Source organism: Chimaeribacter arupi (assembly GCF_002858805.1).
Taxonomy (GTDB): domain Bacteria; phylum Pseudomonadota; class Gammaproteobacteria; order Enterobacterales; family Enterobacteriaceae; genus Chimaeribacter; species Chimaeribacter arupi.
Genome location: NZ_PJZI01000020.1, coordinates 71086 through 90739 on the forward strand (window position 1 = coordinate 71086; position 19654 = coordinate 90739).

The following is a 19654-nucleotide window of genomic DNA, read 5'->3' on the forward strand; positions in this document are numbered from 1 at the left end:
GGCTGTTTTATCAACCGCGTCTTAACGTTATGCCACAAGAAAGTCATGCGGTGCCTGGGATGGACTACGCTATGCGGCGGCTGTTCCTTTTGGTTCATTTCTCTTTTTCATTTTTGGCGCGATACCTTATGAAAACACCACGTACTGTACGTTCTGCCTGCTCACTGATGATCCCGGCGTTGCTGCCGTGGCTGCCCCCCACCGCCCAGGCGGCGGACACCGATGAACAAACGATGGTGGTCACCGCCACCCCGGCCCCGGCCGGACTGTCAGAACTCGATTCCCCGGCCGCCGTCAGCGTGGTGAACGGGGAGGAGTTCCGCCGGGCGAAACCGGAAATCAACCTCTCCGAGAGCCTGGGCGCGGTGCCCGGCCTGCAGGTGCAAAACCGGCAGAACTATGCGCAGGATTTGCAGCTCTCGGTGCGCGGTTTCGGCGCACGTTCGATGTACGGCGTGCGCGGCGTGCGCATCTACGTTGACGGCATCCCGGCCACCATGCCCGACGGGCAGGGCTACACCTCCAACATTGACCTCAACTCGGTTGACCGGGTAGAAGTGCTGCGCGGCCCCTATTCGGCACTCTACGGCAACGCGTCCGGCGGGGTGGTGAATGTGGATACCGTCACCGGCAGCCAGCCCACGACGCTGGAAGCGGGCATGTACTACGGCAGTTACGGCAGCTGGCGCTACGGCGTAAAAGCCACCGGGGCCACCGGCGACGGCACCCAGGCCGGGGACGTCAACTACGCCGTCTCCGCCACCCGGTTTACCACCCACGGCTACCGTGACCACAGCGGCGCGCAAAAAAACCTCGGCAACGCCAAACTCGGCGTGCGCATTGATGATGTCAGCACCCTGACGCTGATTTTCAACAGCGTGGACATCGACGCCGACGATCCCGGCGGCCTGACCAATGCCCAGTGGCATGACAACCCGCGCCAGGCGACGCGCGCAGAGCAGTTCAATACCCACAAAACCACCACCCAGACCCAGGCCGGGCTGCGCTACCAGCGCGAGCTGAGCGAGAAGGATGACCTGAGCATCATGGCTTATGCCGGGCAGCGGGAAACCACGCAGTACCAGTCGATCCCGGTCAGCACCCAGGCCAACCCGCAGCAGCCGGGCGGGGTGATCGGCCTGACGCGCCACTACCACGGCATCGACACCCGCTGGACGCACCGCGGCGAGCTGGGCGTGCCGGTCACGCTGACCACCGGGCTTGACTATGAAACCATGAGTGAGCAGCGCAAAGGGTATGAAAACTTCACGCTGAACAACGGGGTGGCCGAGCTGGGCAACATGGGCAACCTGCGCCGCAATGAGCGCAACCTGATGTGGAACCTCGACCCGTACCTGCAAACCTCCTGGCAACTGACGCCGAAATGGACGCTGGACGCCGGGGTGCGCTACACCACCGTTAACTTCGATTCCAATGATCACTACATCACGGCAGGCAACGGTGATGACAGCGGCGACGCCAACTACCACCGCTGGCTGCCGGTCGGCTCGCTGAAGTACGCGGTGAATGAGGGCTGGAACCTTTACGCCTCCGCCGGGCGCGGCGTGGAGACGCCGACCATCAATGAGCTCTCCTACCGCAGCAACGGGCTGGCAGGGCTGAACTTTGCGCTGCAACCGGCCACCAGCGACAGCGTGGAGCTGGGCAGCAAACTGCGCGTCGGCAACGGCCTGTTCACCACCGCGCTGTTTGAAACTAACACCAGCAACGAAATTGTGGTGGCCGAGAGCAGCAATGGCCGCACCAGCTACACCAACGCCGGGAAAACCCGCCGCCGCGGCGTGGAGCTGGCGCTGGACCAGCAATTCGGCGAGGCGTGGCGGCTCAACATGGCCTGGACGCTGCTGGACGCCACCTACCGCGATGACCAGTGCAGCGAAGGCGTCTGTAGCGGCACCGCCGGCCACCGCCTGCCGGGCATCGCGCGGAATATGGGTTATGCGTCGCTCGGCTGGGTACCGGACGAGGGCTGGTACGCGGGCGGTGAAATCCGCTACATGAGCGATATCCAGGTCAATGATGAAAACAGCGAACAGGCACCGTCCTACGCCGTGACCGCGCTGAACACCGGCTACAAATTCCGCCACGGCAACTGGTTGCTGGATGTGTTTGGCCGGGTGGATAACCTGTTCGACCGCCGGTATGTCGGCTCGGTGATCGTCAACGAGGGCAACGGCCGCTACTACGAACCGGCCCCCGGCCGTAACTGGGGCGGCGGCCTGACGCTGGCCTACAGTTTCGAGTAACCGCTGACCGCGTTGCAGGGCACCTCCGGGTGCCCTTTTTTGTGGGCGCCGCGCAATTGACAGGATCGGGGCCGGGCAGCTTAACTAGAGGTTTTGCGCTGAAAGGAGTTCACCCGTGACCGATTCTGCCCTGTGGCATCCCGACGTTAGCCTGTTACCCTACACGCCGCCTTACGACTGGGCGCTGGTGCACGGCTTCCTGCAAACGCGTGCCATTGCCGGGGTGGAAGCGGGGGACGCGCACCATTACCAGCGCACGCTGGTGGTCGGCGGCGTGCCCGGCTGTTACCGCATCGCCCCGGTGCCGGGTGAGGCGGCGCTGGCGCTGCACATTTCGCCGTCACTCCATCCGCAGCGGGCGGAGGTGGTGCGGCGCGTGCGGCGGCAGTGGGATCTGGATGCTGACCCTCAGGCGATCGCCGCCGTGCTGGGGCCGCTGGCGGCTGACCGGCCGGGGCTGCGGATCGCCGGGTCGGTGCACGGTTACGAGCAGACGGTGCGCGGCATCCTCGGCCAGCTGGTGAGCGTGAAGATGGCTGCCACGCTGACCGAGCGGCTGGCGGCGCGCTGGGGCACCCCACTGGCAATGCCGCACGACCGGCTCAGCGTGCTGTTTCCGCAACCGGCGGCGATCGCCCGCCTGACGGTAGATGACCTGCGGTCAATTGGCGTGCAGGCGCGGCGTTCGGCCTGTCTGATTGCGCTGTCGCGGGCGGTGGCCGACGGGGAACTCGACGTGGATGCGGTGCCGGATGCGGAACAGGGGATGCGGCAGTTGCTGGCGCAGCCGGGCATCGGCCCCTGGACGGCCAGCTATATCGGGATGCGCGCCTGGGCGGCGCGGGATGTGTTTTTGACCAGCGATTACCTGATCAAGCAGCGTTTCCCCGGCATGACACCGGGGCAGATTGCGCGTTATGCGGCGCGCTGGCAGCCGTTCCGCTCCTACGCCACGCTGCATTTGTGGCTCGCCTCCGACTGGGTGCCGGACGGCAGCGCCTGACGTGCGGACGGCGCAGGGCCGGGGGCCGCTAGCGCATGGCGAAATAACCGCTGCTGAGCAGCCCTTCCAGCGGCTGCGGCGCGGCAACCACGTCACCCTCGATCAGGTCGATGCCCATCTCCGTCAGTTTCTGGTGGGTGGCGGGCAGGTCTACCGGCCCGGCGATCGTCTGTGCCTGTAACCGGTGGGCGGTGCCGTGCACGATATTCACCAGGATCTCGTCCATCTGGTTGCAATGTACCTGGGTCACAAATTTCGGGTCGAGTTGCAGGTAGTCCGCCAGCCCGGACGGCAGATCGCTCAGCGCCGCCAGCTGGTGGCCCGCATGGCCGATGATGATGCCGCACCCTTGCTGTTTCAGGGTTTTCAGCAGGGTTTCCGCCGCCGGCAGGTGTTGCAGCAGCACGCTTTCGTCCAGCCGGAACAGCAGCAGGGCCGGTGGGATCACCGTCTGGCGCAGGGCGCTGAACAGCGCTGCGTGCAGGGCCGGGCTGGTCAGCCCGCTTTCGCTCAGCGTCAGTGACACCGCCAGCCCTTTGCGCGCAATCTCCGGCCCATAGGCCAGCAGCACCCGCCGCACCAGCCAGGCATCCACGTTGGCCTCCATGCCCAGCAGCGCCACGGTGGCGTGGAACGCCTCATTGGTGGCCCCGGTCTCCTCGGCTGTCGCCACCTCCACCGAGAGCTGGTAGAAACAGGTGGAGAGCGGCGTTTTGGGCGGGGCCGCGGCCCGCGCCGACAGCGTCAGCTGGTTATCTTCCAGGATGCGTGCAATCTGCGCCGGGCTAAGCAGCACGCTGTCTTTCTCCAGCAGCCGCGTCTGGCGCGCCTGATACACCACCACCTGCCCGCGCCCGCTGTGTTTGGCGGCGTAACAGGCCACGTCCGCCTGTGACATCAGCTCCCCGGCGGTCAGCTGTGGATCGGCAATCAGCGTCACCCCGGCGCTGGCCCCGATGCGGTAGATCTTCTGCTCCCAGTAGAAGCGGAAGCCGTTGATTTTCTGTACCAGCACCCGTACCCGCTCATGCGCCGGTTCCAGCGCGCAGTCAAACATCAGGATGGCGAACTCGTCGCCGCCCAGCCGCGCCAGCCGGTCACTGTTGCGCAGGCTCTCCTGCATCAGCTGGCTTATCTGGCGCAGCAGTTCATCACCGGCGGCATGGCCGGCGGTATCGTTCACCGCTTTGAAACGGTCGAGATCCAAAAACGCCAGCCCGTGCTGCTGCCCCTCGTTGGCCGTGAGCATCAGCGCCTGATGCAGATCGCGCTCAAAGCTGGTGCGGTTGGGCAGGCCGGTGAGCGCATCGTGGGAGGCGTTGTAGCTCAGCTTGCGCATCAGCTCGCGGGATTTGCTGACGTCCTGCAACACCAGCACCATGCCGAGCAGCTCCTGATCCAGCGTCCTCAAGGGCGACACCGCCCGCTGGATCTCAAACGATTCGCCTTTGTTGTTGCTGAGCACCAGCGCCTGTTCAATGGCGCTGTTCAGCCCCTCGTTGGCGTCAAACGGCAGCAGGTTGGCCACCCGCGGGCCCTCCAGGCCGCGCGTCAGGTGCACCACTTCGTCAATGTGCTGCCCCATCGCCTGTTCCGCCCGCCAGCCGGTCATCCGCTCCGCAACCGGGTTCATAAAGGTAATCGCCTTGGCGCGGTTGGTGCAGATCACCGCCTCGTTGATGGCGTCGAGGGTGATGTGCAGCCGCTCTTTCTCTTCGTGCAGTGCCTCGGTCAGCTGGTTATTGGCCTGTTCCGTCTGCTTCAGGCTGCTGATGTCCTCAATCTGCGAGATAAAATAGAGCGGGTGCTGCTGCTCATCCCGTACCAGCGACACTGCCAGCAAGGCCCACACCATCTCGCCGTCATGGCGGCGGTAGCGTTTCTCCATGCTGTAACTCTGGATTGTGCCGTCCAGCAGCGCCTGTAACTGCTGGAGATCGGAGCCGAGATCATCCGGGTGGGTGATGTCCTGGAACGTCATCTTTTTCAGGGCGTCCGCGCTGTAACCCAGCAGCGTGCACAGCGCCTGATTGACCTGCAACCAATGCCCCTGCGGTGACACCAGCGCCATGCCGATGGCGGAATACTCCATCGCATTGCGGAAGCGGTTTTCGCTTTCCACAATGTGCGCGCGTTCAACTTTCAGCCCGTGCATCACAATGGTCATGGCGTTGGCCGGCAGCAGGATCAGCAGCAGCGGCACATAGTTGAGCAGCGGCGAGTAGGCGGGATAACGGATGTGGCTCATCTGCCCCCCGGCAATCAGCAGCGACACCATCACCGTCAGCGCGAAGAAGATCAGCTGCGCTTCCAGCCGGTGCAGGCGGATGGAGGCGGTCAGCAGCAGCAGCGAGATAAAAGCGAACGGGTAGGGCAGCCAGAACAGCGCCAGGCAACTGCCCCCCAGCGTGCCGGCCAGCAGCAACAGCATCTCCGGCAGGCGCGGCGAATGCAGCAACCGCTGTAGCGACGCACGGTGGCAGAGCAGCCCGAGAGGCGTTACGGTCAGGATGCCGAGCGCCTCCGAAATGAACCAGATGCGAAAGCGGTTCGGCAGCAGATCGGGCGTGTTGAGGTGCGGGATCAGCATCACGAAGGCGCTGACCATCGGGGTAAACACCACGGCGGCCAGCACAAAGGTAATCCAGCTCTTGACGTTGGCCAGCGGGTCATCGGCCGGCAACAGGCGGCGCAACAGGGTGGCCGCCAGCACCGATTCTGCCATGTTGATCAACGTCAGCGGCAGGAAAAAGCCGGGCGGCACCCCGCAAAGCAGGTTGGCCCCGGCCATCGCAGCGGCAGACCCCAGCAGCAGTGCCGGCCAGGTACGGTGCGGGAAGCGGTAGAGCAGGGCAATCATCAGCGCAGTCGGCAGCCAGAGCGACACGATAAGCCCGTCGACCAGGGTAAAGCGCAGGCAAAACAGCGCCAGTAAAAAGACCAGCAGGATAACGCCGCCCAGGGTGCGCCAGCCGGGGCGTTGCTGTTGTATCGCTGCCATCTTCAGGTTGCTTTCCACATCAGGGCCTTTTTTATCGTCGCCGCCGGACGCAGCAGACCCGGAAGCCGCAGTGTGCGGGGCAGGCATCCACGCCCGGTGGGTGATGCCTTATACTGTGAAATAATTTATCAAAGTAATCATAGTGGTCACATTCTTTTTATGCAGAGACGCGCCCGGCACGCCGTATTCCGGCGGTAAAGGCGCGTTCTTTCCCTATTTTAGCGCAGAACTGCCGGGCCAATCGGTGTATCAGCCCGGCATAAGGGGGGTATTTCGCGGCGTGGGCCACCTGCGTGTTACAGCAGGAAAAGCGTGGCAAGCCCGAGGAAGATGAAAAAGCCGCCGGTGTCGGTGATGGCGGTAATCATCACGCTGGAGCCGACCGCCGGATCGCGGCCGAAGCGCACCATCGTGGTTGGGATAAGCACGCCCATCAACGCGGCCACCAGCAGGTTCAGCACCATCGCCAGCGTCATGACTGCGCCCATCTGCCAGTCATGGTAAAGCAGCCAGGTGACGATGCCCATCAGCCCGCCCCACACCAGCCCGTTGATCAGCGCAACCCCGAGTTCACGCAGCATCAGGAAGGAGACGCTGCCGCTCTGGAGCTGGTGCAGCGCCAGCGCGCGCACAATCATGGTGATGGTCTGGTTGCCGGTGTTGCCGCCGATCCCGGCGACGATCGGCATCAGCGCGGCCAGCGCCACCAGTTCGGAAATGGTGTGCTCAAACAGGCCGATGACCCTGGAGGCGACAAACGCCGTGCAGAGGTTGATCGCCAGCCACGCCCAGCGGTTACGCACGGCTTTGCCTACCGGTGAGAAGAGATCCTCCTCCTGGCTGAGGCCGCCCATCCGCCGCAGGTTGTTGTCACTCTCCTCGTTGACCACATCGAGGATCTCCTCCACCGTCAGGCGGCCCATCAGTTTGCCGCGCGCATCCACCACCGGGGCGGTGATCAGGTTATAGCGCTCAAACGCCCCGGCGGCATCTTCTGCTTTTTCGTCCGGTGTGAAGGTGGTCGGGTCACGGTCCATCAGCTCCGCCACGGTCATTTTCGGCGGGTGGAGCAGGATGGCGGTCAGCGGCAGTTCGCCGAGCAGGGTATTGCGCCGGTCCGTGACGAAGATTTTGTCGGTGGAGTCCGGCACACGCCCGCGTTTGCGCAGGTAACGCTGCACGGTGGCCAGCGTCACCCTGGGGCGCACGGTGACCAGTTCAAAATCCATGATGCGGCCCACGGTGTCGCGGTCAAACTTCATCACTTCGCGCACCTGGGCGCGCTGTTCCGGCTCCAGCGAGGTGAGCACCCGCCCGGTGAGGTTACGCGGCAGGTATTCAGCCAGGTAGACCTGTTCGTCAATATCCAGCGTGGCGATCGCCCGCAGCAGGTCGCGGTCGCTCATCTCTTCGATCAGGCTGTCCCAGACGGTTTCACTGGCCTCGACCAGCACCTGGCCGCGGACGGTATTGCCCACCAGCCCCCAGAGTGCCAGGCGTTCATCGCGCGGCAGCCCTTCCAGCAGATCCGCCAGGTCGGCGGCGTGCAGGCTGCGCAGCAGCAGCTGGAGTTCGGCCGTCTGGTCGAGCAGCTCGGGTGGGCTGGGCGGCGCATCGGGCGCGCGCTCCTCCAGCAAATCCTCGACCAGTTCATCATTATTTTGCAGCAGCGCCAGAATGCGGCTGCGGGTTTCCGCAAGTTTTTTGGTGTTGTGATTGGCGGCAGACATCGGGTTCCCTTTTATATGCAACAGTGCAATCAAGCGCTAACCGGCGCGGTATCCCCTTACCGGGCTGTGATCAAGGGTAGAACATGGCAGCGGGGTGCGCTGCGGCTCAGTGCGAAGCGGGTGGCGGGTCGCGCGGGGGGATCGTTTGGGTGGTGGTGTGATCCAGTGGGATCAGCCGCTTCTCCTGATGGTGGGTGACCGCGCCGATCCCGGCGTAGATCATGCGCCCCAGCAGGAAGATAAAGCTGATGGCCAGAACGATTTTAGTCATGCGGACGTTTGTGCGCCGGCGCATACGGTTCTCCAGAGCAGAAACCGCACCGTGTGCGGCGGGTTCCGGTAATGGGTTGATTTCATTTGAAAGTGTAAAAGCTTTTTAAAACGCCTGTCCAGTATAAAAAATAAACAGTCGCAGGCGGTACGCCCCTAAGATAGGCGATCCGCCTAAATCGCACCTCAACAGCGGGTGAAAACAGACGCCGAAGTGTGCCTGCCATGATCCCGGTCAACAGGCACAACGATAACAGCGGCCCGGCAACGGACGCCGGGCCTAAAGGCAGCGTGTACGGGCCTAAAGGCAGCGCGTGCCGGGCCTACGGGCAGCGCGTGCCGGGCCTACGGGCAGCGCGTGCCGGGCCTACGGGCAGCGCGTGCCGAGCCTACGGGCAGCGCGTGCCGAGCCTACGGGCAGCGCGTGCCGAGCCTACGGGCAGCGCGTGCCGAGCCAGGCGGCGCCGCGCACGCCGCTGCTGTCACCGTGGAGGGCAGGCAGGATGCGGGTGGTGAAGGTATCGGTGAAGGTGTAGCGGCCGGTCAGCGCCTCCAGGCCGGGGTAGATTTCCGGCACATTGGACAACCCGCCGCCCAGCACAATCGCACCGGGGTCCAGATGGTTGACCACCGAGGCCAGCGTGCGCGCCAGCTGGTCACGGTACAGGGCAAATTGCGCCACGGCCGCCGGATCGCCCTGGCGCATCCGCTCAATAATCGCCGCAGCGGGCAGGGTTTCGCCCTGTTGCACGGCAAACCGCTGTGACAGGCCGGTGCCGGAAACAAAGGACTCCACGCAGTTCTGCTGCCCGCAGTAACAGGTGACCGGCGGGCCATCCTGTTCCGGTGTATAACCGGGCAGCGGGTTATGGCCGCATTCGGCGGCATTGCCGTTGTTGCCGGTGATCATGCGCTTGCCGATGCTGAGGCCGCCGCCGCAGCCGGTGCCGAGGGTCACGCCGAAGACGATTTCATGGTCACGCCCGGCACCGTCCACCGCTTCGGAGAGCGCAAAACAGTTGCCGTCATTGGCGATCGCCACCGGCTGCTGCAACTGTTCCCTGAGATCGCGCTGCAACGGCTGCCCGTTCAGCACCAGGATATTGGAGTTTTTAACCAGCCCGGTGAGGGGCGACATGCTGCCGGGCAAACAGAGGCCGATGGAAAACGGTGCGTGGTGGCGCTGACGCAGCCCCAGGATCAGCCGGCTGAGCGTGGTAAGAAATTCTGCATAGGTGGCTTTTTGCGTGGCGTGGCGCTGTTTCTCCAGCACCTCGCCCTGTTCGGAAAACAGGACTGCTTCTGTTTTTGTGCCGCCGATATCCAGCCCTAATCGATGCATAAGGGTCTCTCCCTGATAAATGGTAGGGATGAGCCTACGCCGCTCATTTTGTTTAGTAAACAAAAAGCAGTGAAAAGGGTGATCGCTGCGCATAATGGGGAGTAATCAGGCAAAAAAGGGCAGGATGTCGCATTTTGTTTATTAAACAGTTACGATGGCCGCTTCGCCTGCGCGGGCAGGCAGCAGAACAAGGGAAAGTATGGCGGTCAGAATCCGGGATATTGCACAGCAGGCAGGGGTGTCCGTCGGGGCGGTGTCACGCGCGCTGAAAGGCCAGCCGGGGCTGAAAGAGGCCACGCGTACGCGCATTGTGGAGGTGGCGCGCCGGCTGGGGTATGACTTCAGCCGCCTGCAAAACAGCCCAATCAAACGTGTGCTGTTTGTGCTGCACCGCCAGCACAACATCGCGCTGGCCCTGCCGTTTTACTCGGCGGTGCTGCTGGGCGCAGAGAGTGCCTGCCGCGAACGCGGCATTGTGCTCAGCGTGCTGGCGACCAGCCCGGCGGATTCACTGGCCGCAGCGATCCGGCTGCATGAGCCGGACGCCTTTTTATGTGCCGGATACCTGGAGCCGGAACGGCTGGCGCTGCTGAAGGCGAGCGGCAAACCGGTGGTGCTGGCTGACCTGTGGCAGCCCGGCCTCGCCGCCATTAACCCGGACAACCAGCAGGGCGGCTATCTGGCGACCCGCCACCTGATCGATCTCGGCCGCCGCCGCATCGCGTTTCTGACCCGCTCGCTGGCCCATTTCAGTTTGCGCGAGCGGGAAAAGGGTTACCGGCAGGCGCTGTTTGAGGCGCAAATCCTCAACGATCCGGCACTCGAGGTGGTGGCCCCGCCGGGTGATGAGACGGAAGAGGGGCTGGCGCAGGCGGTGCGGCACTTGCTGGCGCTGCCGGTGCCCCCGGACGCGCTGTTTGCCTGTAATGATGCGGTGGCGCTGATTGCGCTGCGGGTGTGCCGTGAGGCGGGTATCCGGGTGCCGGAGCAACTGGCGATAGTGGGGTTTGATGATATTGAGGCGGCGGCGCAGGTGGTGCCGTCGCTGACCACGCTGGCGGTGGACAAAGCCGCGCTGGGGCGGCAGGCGGTAGAGATGTTGCTGGCCGGGCCGGAAGAACCGCCGCCGCAGCGGCAGTTACCGGTGACGCTGGTAGTGCGCGGCAGCAGCCAATCCACAACGTGAAAAGGCGCTGCCGTGGCGGTCAGGCGTCGGGCGCGTCTGCCTCGGGGCCGCCGTCAGCCGGCTCTTCTTCCGCAATGTGCAGCTTCCAGCCGGTCACGTCATGCCAGTATTCCTGCTCGCGCTCAATGTCGAGCTGCACCAGCATATTCTGCGAGAGATACCCGGCCGGGAAGGTCAGCGTCCAGTGGTTGTCGTCCGTCTCCAGCCGCAGGGTTTCCGGCGTGGTGGTGGACTGGCGCTGGTTGTTCAGCAACGCGCCCAGGCGCAGCAGCTGAATCATCGGCAGGTACTCTTTTTTGCGGAACAGGTTCAGGCGCGGCAACTCTTCCAGCTTGATCGCTTTGCGGTGCAGCCGCACCATCGCCGCCAGCAGTATCTGCTGCTCCTGGTTGAAGCCCGGCAGGTTGGTGTTTTGCAGGATATACGCGGAGTGGCGATGCATACCGGTATGGTTGATGCTCAGCCCCACCTCATGCAGCAACGCCGCCCACTTCAGCAGCGCTTCCAGTTGCGGATGCACCAGCTTCGGGTTCTGCGCCTGCCACTGGTTGTAAAGGTGGACGCTGGTGTCCAGCACGCGGCGCGCCTGTTCACGGTCAATGTTGTAGTGGTCGGCCAGGCTGCGGGCGGTGCGGCTGCGGATGTCCTGATGACGGAAGCGGCCTTCCATCTCATACAGCACCCCTTCACGCAATGCGCCGTCTGACAGGCGCAGCGATTTCAGCGCCAGCGCATCAAACACGCCGCACAGGATCGCCAGCCCCGGCACAAACACCGTTTTACGATCCTCAGAGAGGCCCGGCAGGCTCAGGGATTTGACGTTTTTGAACTTCAATACCTGCGCCACCAGCGACTCCAGCCGCTCCGGGGTGATCAGGCCATCTTTTTCGCCGCTCTCCACCAGCACTTCCACAATCGCTTTGATGGAGCCGGAGGCCCCCAGCGCATACTGCCAGCCCTGGATGCGGTACTGCCATGCCAGTGTCTCCAGCTTTTGCGCCGCCGCCAGGCGGGCGCGGCGGAAGTTAGCCGGGTTCACTTCCCCGTCCCGGAAGAAGATCTGGGCGAAGCTCACACAGCCCATCCGGCGGCTTTCTGCCAGCAACGGCTCAAAATCTTCACCGATCACCAGCTCCGTGGAGCCGCCGCCGATGTCCACCACCAGCTTGCGCCCTTTTTCCGGCTGGGTGTGCTCGACACCCATGAAAATCAGGCGCGCTTCCTCCTGCCCGGAGATGATCTCAATCGGGTAGGGGATCACCTCGGCGGCACGTTGCAGGAACTCTTCCGCATTGACCGCCTCACGCAGGGTGTGGGTGCCGACAATGGTGACATTGTCCGGCGAGAAGCCCTGGAGCCGTTCGGCAAACAGCGCCAGACAGGCCAGGCCGCGTTGCATGGCTTCTTCACTCAGTACGTTGCGGCTGTCCAGCCCGTCAGCCAGGTGCACCCGCTGTTTCAGGCGGCCGAGCACCTGCAGTGCCCCGTTGACCACCCTGGCGATCACCATATGGAAGCTGTTCGAGCCCAGATCGACGGCGGCAATCTCCTGGGGTTTGGCAGAAGGAATGTGTTGTAACGGCATAGTCTCAGGCCTGTTTGTCTGGTTGTTCCAGAGTCTTTAGATAATGGTAAATGGCAGTCTGCGCCCTTACCTTACGGCGGTTGCCGCGCGGAACATACCGGTTACTCAGCTCTTTATCAATATAACGTGCCTTGACGGTATCGTTCAGCAAGATGTCCAGAATATCCAGCACCCGCTGTTTCAACCGCGGATCGAGCAGCCCGACCGCCACTTCAATACGGAAATCGATGTTGCGCGTCATCCAGTCGGCAGAGGAGAGGAACACTTTTTGATCGCCATTATTTTCAAACACATAGACCCGGTCATGCTCCAGGAACCGGTCGACAATACTGGTGACCTGGATATTGTCGCTGATGCCCGGCAGGTTCGGCACCAGTGAACACATCCCGCGTACCAGCAGGCGGATTTTCACCCCGACACCGGAGGCGGCATAGAGCCGGTCAATCAGGCCTTTATCGACCAGGTTGTTCACTTTCAGAATAATGCCGCCTGTGCCGCCGGACTGGGCATTGACGATTTCCTGGTCAATCAGTGCATAAAGCATCCGGCGTGAGTTCTGCGGTGACACCATCAGGTGGTCGAAGGTCACCGGGCGGTACGGGTTCTCAATAAAGTTGAATACCCGGCGCACTTCGTTGGTGATGCGCGCGTCAGCGGTCAGCAACGAATAGTCCGTATAGAGGCGCGCGGTTTTTTCGTTGAAGTTACCGGTTCCAATGTGCGCATAACGCACGATTTCATCGTTTTCCAGCCGTGAGATCAAAAACAGCTTGGCGTGGATTTTCAGCCCCGGCGCCGAGAAAATCACATGCACACCGGCTTCGGTGAGCCGCTTGGCCCAGTGGATATTGGCTTCTTCATCGAAGCGCGCCTGCAACTCCACCACCACCGTGACTTTTTTACCATTGTGCGCGGCGTGGATCATCGATTCGATGATGCGCGAATCCTTGGCGACGCGGTAGATGTTGATCTTGATCGCCAGTACGCTCGGGTCAAACGACGCCTGGCGCAGCAGCTCCAGCACATGCTCGAAGGTGTGGTACGGGTAATAGAGCAGCACATCGCGTTCGCGGATGGCGTCAAAGCCGTTGCGGAAGCGGTCGAACCAGATGTGGCGAAGCTGCGGCATCGGCCGGTTGACCAGGTTGGCCTTGCCGACGTTCGGGAAACCGATGAAATCTTTGAAGTTATGGTAGCGGCCGCCGGGGATAACCGAGTCATAGTTGGAGATGCCGAGTTTTTCGCGCAGTAACTCCACCATCTCGTCCGGCATGTCGCGCTGGTAAACAAAGCGCACCGGTTCTGCCGTCAGGCGCTGCTTGAGGCTGGAGGACATCAGTTCCAGCAGGCTTGATTCCATCTCGGTGACCAGATCATATTCGGCGTCACGCGTCATTTTCATCGAGTAGGCGTTCAGCGCGTCATAATCAAAGAAGCCTTTGAAGATGTCATCCAGGCAGTTACGCAGGATATTGTCCAGCAGGATCATCGGCTTGCGGCGGCGCGGGGCTTCCGGCGGCAAATCGACAAAACGCGGTACCTTGTCGGACGGGATCTCCAGCAAGGCGTAGTTGATCTGCTCGCCACGGATAATTTCCACCGCCAGATAGGTGTAGTCGTCTTTCAGGAACTGCACCAGATTGGTGTCCTGATCGACCAGGATTGGCGTGATATACGGACGCAGCGAGTGCTTGAAGTAGTGGCGCAACCAGGCTTGCTGGTTCTCTGACAGCTGGCGTTCGTTAATCAGGAAGATCTGATTACGCGCCATCTCCAGCAGCAAATCATTATACAGGTTGTCAAATTCCTGCTCGGTTTTCAGCACCTTGGCCTGGATGCGTTTGAGCAGGTGTCGCGAGGCACCCATTGAACCTTGTTCTTCGCTGATCAGAATCCGTCGTTTCAGTTCAGCAAAACGGACTTTATAAAACTCATCAAGGTTATTTGAGTAAATGCCCAGAAAACGCATACGTTCAATGAGGGGATTTGACTTGTCAGCCGCTTCCTGCAATACCCTTTCATTGAAAGATAACCAACTTAGCTCTTTTTCTGTGTATAGCTTTTCTTGTCCCATTGTCACTCCATTCATTGAGCCTGAAGCTTTTTTCCCGTAGGCCACTGAACGGGCAATGCCTTTCCGGCATACAAATTCCAGGAGGGAGTCATCGTGCAGAACACAGCGCTCAACGACCCATCCCCTGTAATGGGTGGCGAGTCTCTCACAACATTATTGCGAAATAATGACAACAAAGTCCAACCATTCTCAGTGGTTAACATTGTCATGCATTGATCATTAATCTGGCATAAGATGCCCGGTCGGACGTACGGTTGGCGGGCAGGTTGCCCCGCCGCAATGTCAGGCTATTTTTACTTTTTTATGCAGGATGGGCAGTGCAGATACGTGACCTACCTCTTTCTTCAGATCGCCGCCGTGCCAGGACAGACCGCCTGATACGCTACGGCGTGACCGGCTGCGGTATGCTGGTGCTGTTAACGCTGATGCTGATTTTTGTCTGGCTGCTTTACAGCATCTGGCCGCTGTTCCGGCCGGCCTCTGTGAGTGAACCGGTCACGCTGCGCTTCAATACCGACCCGCCGGCGCTGGCGATGGGGATGCTGCCGGATCACCGGTGGGGCTACCGGCTGGATGCACAAGGGCAGGGGGCCTACATCCCGCTGGCTGCGACCTCACAGGCGGTGACGCCGCTCACCACGTCGCTGGCCCCGGCCGTCACGGCGCTGGCCCACACCGGCGGCGTGATGCCGGTGTATGGCCTCGGCGGCGCGGATGGCCGCGTCACGCTGGTGCAGCCGGTGCTGCCGCTGGCCGGCCAGCCCCCGCACTGGGCTTTCCCTTACGGCCGGACGCCGCTGGCCCTCGATGATGCCGGTGAGCCGCTGGTGCGGCTGGCATTGGTGATGGGGGAGGGCGTGCCGCTGCGGGCGGCTGCCGTGACGGCCGATCGCCGCCTGCGGGTGCGTGATCTGCCGTCCGGCCTCGATCTCACCCTGCCGCTGGCCGCGGTGCCTGACTCCCTCAACCTGACGCCCAACGGCCGCCTGCTGTTCCTGCAAACCGGCCCGCTGTTGCAGATCTACACCCTGCACAACGGCGGCATCCAGTTGCGCCAGAGCGTGGCGCTGGCGGATCGCGGCCCGGTCACGGTCACGCTGCTCAGCGGCGGCGGCTCGCTGCTGGTGAACGCCGGGGGCCGGCTCTCGCAATGGTTTGACGTCAACGGGCCACAGGGGCCGCGGCTGACGCGCATCCGTGATTTCCCCCCGCAACAGGTCAGACAACTGGCGGCAGAACCGATGCGGCGGGTGTTTGCCGCGCTGGATGCGCACAACACGCTGACGCTGAACGCCGTGGTGCGTACCGAACCGCTGCTGAGCCGCCCGCTGCCCGACGTGCGCCGGATGGCCTTCTCCCCGCAGGGGGACGGGCTGCTGGCCGAGACGCCGCAGGGCTGGCTGACGCTCTGCGTCACCAACCCCTACCCGGACATCAGCCTGCGCACGTTGTGGCAGAAAGTCTGGTATGAGGGCTACCCCGAACCGGCGTATGTCTGGCAGAGCACCTCCGCCGCAGAGGGTTACCAGCCGAAACTCAGCCTGATGCCGGTGATCACCGGGACGCTGAAAGCGGCACTCTGCGCGATGCTGTTTGCGGTGCCGCTGGCGCTGAGCGGCGCGGCCTACACCGCCTGGTTTATGACCCCACGCCTGCGGCGGCTGGTGAAACCGGCGCTGGAGGTGATGGGGGCACTGCCCACGGTGGTGATAGGCCTGATTGCCGGCATCTGGCTGGCCCCGCTGTTGCAACATATGCTGCTCGGTGTGCTGCTGCTGCCGTGGTTGCTGGCGCTGGTGGCGCTGGCGGCCAGTTTGCTGGCGGCGCGCCTGCGCTGGCGTACCGCCGGGCGCGAAGTGTTCTTCCTGCTGCCGCTGCTGGCCGGGATTGTCTGGCTGGTGTGCCGTGTCAGCCCCTGGCTGGAGCAGGCCCTGTTCACGATGCCGCTGGCACAGTGGTTGGGCGAGGGTTACCAGCCGCGCAATACGCTGGTGGTCGGGGTCGCGATGGGCTTTGCGCTGGTGCCGGTGATCTTCACCCTGGCGGAGGATGCGCTGTTCAGCGTGCCGCCGTTGCTGAGCCAGGGCTCGCTGGCGCTGGGGGCCACCCCGTGGCAGACCTTGCGCCGGGTGATTGTGCCTGCTGCCGGGGCCGGGATTTTCTCCGCCCTGATGATTGGTTTTGGCCGGGCAGTAGGGGAAACAATGATTGTGCTGATGGCGACCGGCAATACGCCGATCATGGATGGCAGCCTGTTCCAGGGGCTGCGCGCGCTGGCCGCCAATATCGCGATTGAGCTGCCGGAGGCAGTGGCAGACAGCGGGCACTACCGCGTGCTGATGCTGACGGCGCTGGTGCTGTTCCTCTTTACCTTTGTGCTGAACACGCTGGCGGAGCTTATCCGCCAGCGGCTGCGCACGCGCTACAGCCAGAATCAGGAGGGCGCATGATCGGCTGGCGGCGGACGGGCACCCCGTGGATCTGGCTGACGGCGGCCGCCGTGGCCGTGAGCGTGCTGGCGCTGGCCGGGATTATCCTGCTGCTGGCCGGGCAGGGGGTACGCAGTTTCTGGCCCGCGACCGTTTACCAGTTCACGCTGCGCGCACCGCTGGCCGGGCAGAGCCAGTTGCTGGGTGAACTGTATGCCCGCCCAACCGTGCCGCGGCAACAGCTGCGCGAGGCGGGGGTGCCGCTGCCGCCGGACGCGCCCGCCAACGTGACGCGGCTGTTGATTAAGGTCGCGAACCGCGACCTGAACGCCGGGCCGGACAGCGCGCGCGAATTTATGCTGGTAGCGGAAAACGATGTGCTGGCCCGCCGCGCACCGCCGGAGGTGCTGGTGATTGACCGGGAGGAGAGCGGGCTGGTGTACGGCACGCTGGCCGGGATGCTGGAAAACGGCCAGCCGCTGGTAGCGCGCAACCTGGCTGCCGAGCTGCTGCGCCGCATCCCGGAAAACCGGGCGCTGGCAGACCGCGCCCGGCATGTGCAGCACCATGCGCTGGCGCGGGTCAACCACCGGTTTGAGGTGCTGCGGCTGGAGGAGCGGCAACTGGCGATGACCGGGCGGCTTACCCCACAGGCGGTGTCACGCTTACACGCGGAGCGGATTGAGGTGGAGTACCAGTTCAACCGCCTGACCACCGAGCTTGAAAGCATCAACCAGGATCGTCAGCGTGACGCCCTGTTGCTGCGCGATGCGGCCGGGAAGATCCACACGCTGCCGCTGAATGAGGTGCATAACGCCTGGTATCCGAATGCCATGAGCCTGCCGCAGAAGCTGATGCACACGCTGCGCGCCGGGTGGGCTTTCCTGAGTGAGAACCCGCGCGCCTCGAATACCGCCGGCGGCATTTTCCCGGCGCTGTTCGGCACGGTGCTGATGGTGGTGCTGATGTCAGTGATGGTGATGCCGCTCGGGGTGATCGCCGCGGTTTACCTGCATGAATATGCCGGGCGGCACTGGCTGACGCGCCTGCTGCGGATTGCGGTGGTGAACCTGGCGGGGGTGCCGTCGATTGTGTACGGCGTGTTCGGGCTGGGCTTTTTTGTGTATGTCATCGGCGGAACGCTTGACCAGTTGCTGTTCCCGCAGGCGCTGCCTGACCCGACTTTCGGCACGCCCGGCGTGCTGTGGGCCGCGCTGACGCTGGCGCTGCTGACGCTGCCGGTGGTGATTGTCGCCACGGAGGAGGGGTTGTCGCGCATTCCGGTGGCCCTGCGGCAGGGGTCGCTGGCGCTGGGGGCGACACAGGCGCAGACGCTCTGGCGCATCGTGCTGCCGATGGCGGTGCCGGCGATGCTGACCGGCATGATTCTGGCGATCGCCCGTGCCGCGGGGGAAACCGCGCCGCTGATGCTGGTGGGGGTGGTGAAATCCGTCCCGGCGTTGCCGGTGGACAGCATTTTCCCGTACCTCCACCTTGACCGTAAATTTATGCATCTGGGCTTCCAGATCTATGACATGGCGCTGCAAAGCCCGAACGTGGAGGCAGCCCAGCCGCTGGTCTACGCCACGGCGCTGCTGCTGGTGGTGATGGTGGTGGGCCTGAACCTGGCGGCGATGGGGCTGCGCCATTCGTTGCGTGAAAAATTCCGTTCGCTGGGCGTCTGATGCCCGGCCTGTGTAGGAGAGAGTGATGAGATCATTACTGGGCGGCGAGCCCTTGCCGGATGTGTCGCGGCTCAGCGATGCCGACACCGCGCTGGAGGTGCAGGCGCTGAACCTGTGGTATGGCGGCAAGCAGGCGTTGCATGATATTTCGCTGCGCATTCCGCGCCACCGGGTCACGGCGCTGATCGGCCCGTCCGGCTGCGGCAAGTCCACCTTGTTGCGATGTTTTAACCGGATGAATGATCTGCTGGAAGCCTGCCGGATTGAGGGTGACATCCGTCTCGGCGGCAGCCCGGTGTATGGCGATCAGGTGGATGTGACGGCCCTGCGGCGGCGGGTCGGGATGGTGTTCCAGCGGCCGAACCCGTTTCCGAAATCGATTTATGAGAATGTGGTGTATGGCCTGCGGGTGCAGGGCATCAGCGACCGGCGGCTGCTGGACGAAGCCGTCGAGACCGCCCTGCGGGCGGCGGCGTTGTGGCATGAAGTCAAAGACCGGTTGAAGGAGAATGCCCTGCGCCTCTCCAGCGGCCAGCAGCAGCGGCTGGTGATTGCGCGGGCGATTGCGATTGAGCCGGAGGTCTTGTTGCTGGATGAGCCGACCTCGGCGCTTGACCCGATTTCCACGCTGACGATTGAGGAGCTGATCGGCGCGCTGAAGGAGCGGTTCACCGTGGTGCTGGTGACGCACAATATGCAGCAGGCCGCGCGCGTCTCGGATTACACGGCGTTTATCCACCAGGGGGCGTTGGTGGAGTATGGGGATACCGACCGGTTGTTTACGTCGCCGCGCCAGCGGAGGACGGAGGATTATATTACCGGGAGATTTGGATAGCAGGGCGTTGGCCCTGCACCCAGGGGGATTGATGTACGTGGTACAGCTTTTAATGAGTTAGGTGGCAGGTTTCAGTTGTTGGTTAAGTGGCATGTTTCGGTTGTTCATGTGCGCCTATGTGCTCCACTTTAAAAAAGATCGAGGTATGTTGCGTTGGCATACGCCCGGCGTCTTTCTGCGGCTCCGCTGCCGCCACCGCGCAAGGGGCGCGTAGGCGCGCGCCCCTTGCATCCCCGCGCCTTGGGTG

12 protein-coding genes are annotated in these 19654 nt (G+C 63.1%); 6 read left to right on the forward strand and 6 right to left on the reverse strand.

Annotated elements, in window-relative coordinates; translation table 11 throughout:
- Positions 1-128: 128 nt before the first annotated feature.
- Complete coding sequence (gene pqqU, locus CYR52_RS12975) at positions 129-2267, forward strand: TonB-dependent receptor PqqU (RefSeq protein ID WP_101828723.1); 2139 nt, start codon at positions 129-131, stop codon at positions 2265-2267.
- A 115-nt stretch (positions 2268-2382) separates the two neighbouring features.
- Positions 2383-3270: a DNA-3-methyladenine glycosylase 2 gene (gene alkA, locus CYR52_RS12980; RefSeq protein WP_241506098.1), complete on the forward strand. Its 888-nt coding sequence runs from the start codon at positions 2383-2385 to the stop codon at positions 3268-3270.
- Between the two features lie 28 nt (positions 3271-3298).
- Here alkA and CYR52_RS12985 read toward each other — a convergent pair whose 3' ends face one another.
- The 4 genes from CYR52_RS12985 to CYR52_RS13000 all read right to left on the reverse strand — a co-directional run bounded on the left by CYR52_RS12985 (position 3299) and on the right by CYR52_RS13000 (position 9613).
- Complete coding sequence (locus CYR52_RS12985; protein WP_072930419.1) at positions 3299-6271, reverse strand: PAS domain S-box protein; 2973 nt, start codon at positions 6269-6271, stop codon at positions 3299-3301.
- Positions 6272-6567: 296 nt separating this feature from the next.
- The gene (mgtE, locus tag CYR52_RS12990; RefSeq protein ID WP_101828718.1) at positions 6568-8001 is read right to left on the reverse strand and encodes a magnesium transporter; all 1434 of its coding nucleotides are present in this window, start codon (positions 7999-8001) and stop codon (positions 6568-6570) included.
- Between the two features lie 106 nt (positions 8002-8107).
- Positions 8108-8272: a YfgG family protein gene (locus CYR52_RS12995; protein WP_394854003.1), complete on the reverse strand. Its 165-nt coding sequence runs from the start codon at positions 8270-8272 to the stop codon at positions 8108-8110.
- A 432-nt stretch (positions 8273-8704) separates the two neighbouring features.
- On the reverse strand, positions 8705-9613 hold the full coding sequence (locus CYR52_RS13000) for an ROK family protein (protein ID WP_101828719.1): 909 nt from the start codon (positions 9611-9613) through the stop codon (positions 8705-8707).
- A 199-nt stretch (positions 9614-9812) separates the two neighbouring features.
- Here CYR52_RS13000 and CYR52_RS13005 point away from each other — a divergent pair, with 199 nt between their 5' ends.
- Positions 9813-10799: a LacI family DNA-binding transcriptional regulator gene (locus CYR52_RS13005; protein ID WP_101828720.1), complete on the forward strand. Its 987-nt coding sequence runs from the start codon at positions 9813-9815 to the stop codon at positions 10797-10799.
- 19 nt (positions 10800-10818) lie between these two features.
- Here CYR52_RS13005 and ppx read toward each other — a convergent pair whose 3' ends face one another.
- Complete coding sequence (ppx, locus tag CYR52_RS13010; protein ID WP_101828721.1) at positions 10819-12384, reverse strand: exopolyphosphatase; 1566 nt, start codon at positions 12382-12384, stop codon at positions 10819-10821.
- A gap of 4 nt (positions 12385-12388) precedes the next feature.
- Positions 12389-14458, reverse strand: a complete 2070-nt coding sequence (ppk1, locus tag CYR52_RS13015) for a polyphosphate kinase 1 (RefSeq protein ID WP_072930321.1) — start codon at positions 14456-14458, stop codon at positions 12389-12391.
- A 404-nt stretch (positions 14459-14862) separates the two neighbouring features.
- Here ppk1 and CYR52_RS13020 point away from each other — a divergent pair, with 404 nt between their 5' ends.
- Genes CYR52_RS13020 through pstB form a run of 3 tightly spaced genes read left to right on the forward strand, consistent with a single transcriptional unit; the run spans position 14863 to position 19407 of the window.
- Positions 14863-16908, forward strand: a complete 2046-nt coding sequence (locus CYR52_RS13020) for an ABC transporter permease subunit (protein WP_101828725.1) — start codon at positions 14863-14865, stop codon at positions 16906-16908.
- On the forward strand, positions 16905-18572 hold the full coding sequence (gene pstA, locus CYR52_RS13025) for a phosphate ABC transporter permease PstA (protein WP_072930325.1): 1668 nt from the start codon (positions 16905-16907) through the stop codon (positions 18570-18572). The genes CYR52_RS13020 and pstA overlap by 4 nt, the downstream gene beginning before the upstream one ends.
- 25 nt (positions 18573-18597) lie before the next feature.
- The gene (pstB, locus tag CYR52_RS13030) at positions 18598-19407 is read left to right on the forward strand and encodes a phosphate ABC transporter ATP-binding protein PstB (protein WP_072930327.1); all 810 of its coding nucleotides are present in this window, start codon (positions 18598-18600) and stop codon (positions 19405-19407) included.
- Positions 19408-19654 lie beyond the last annotated feature (247 nt).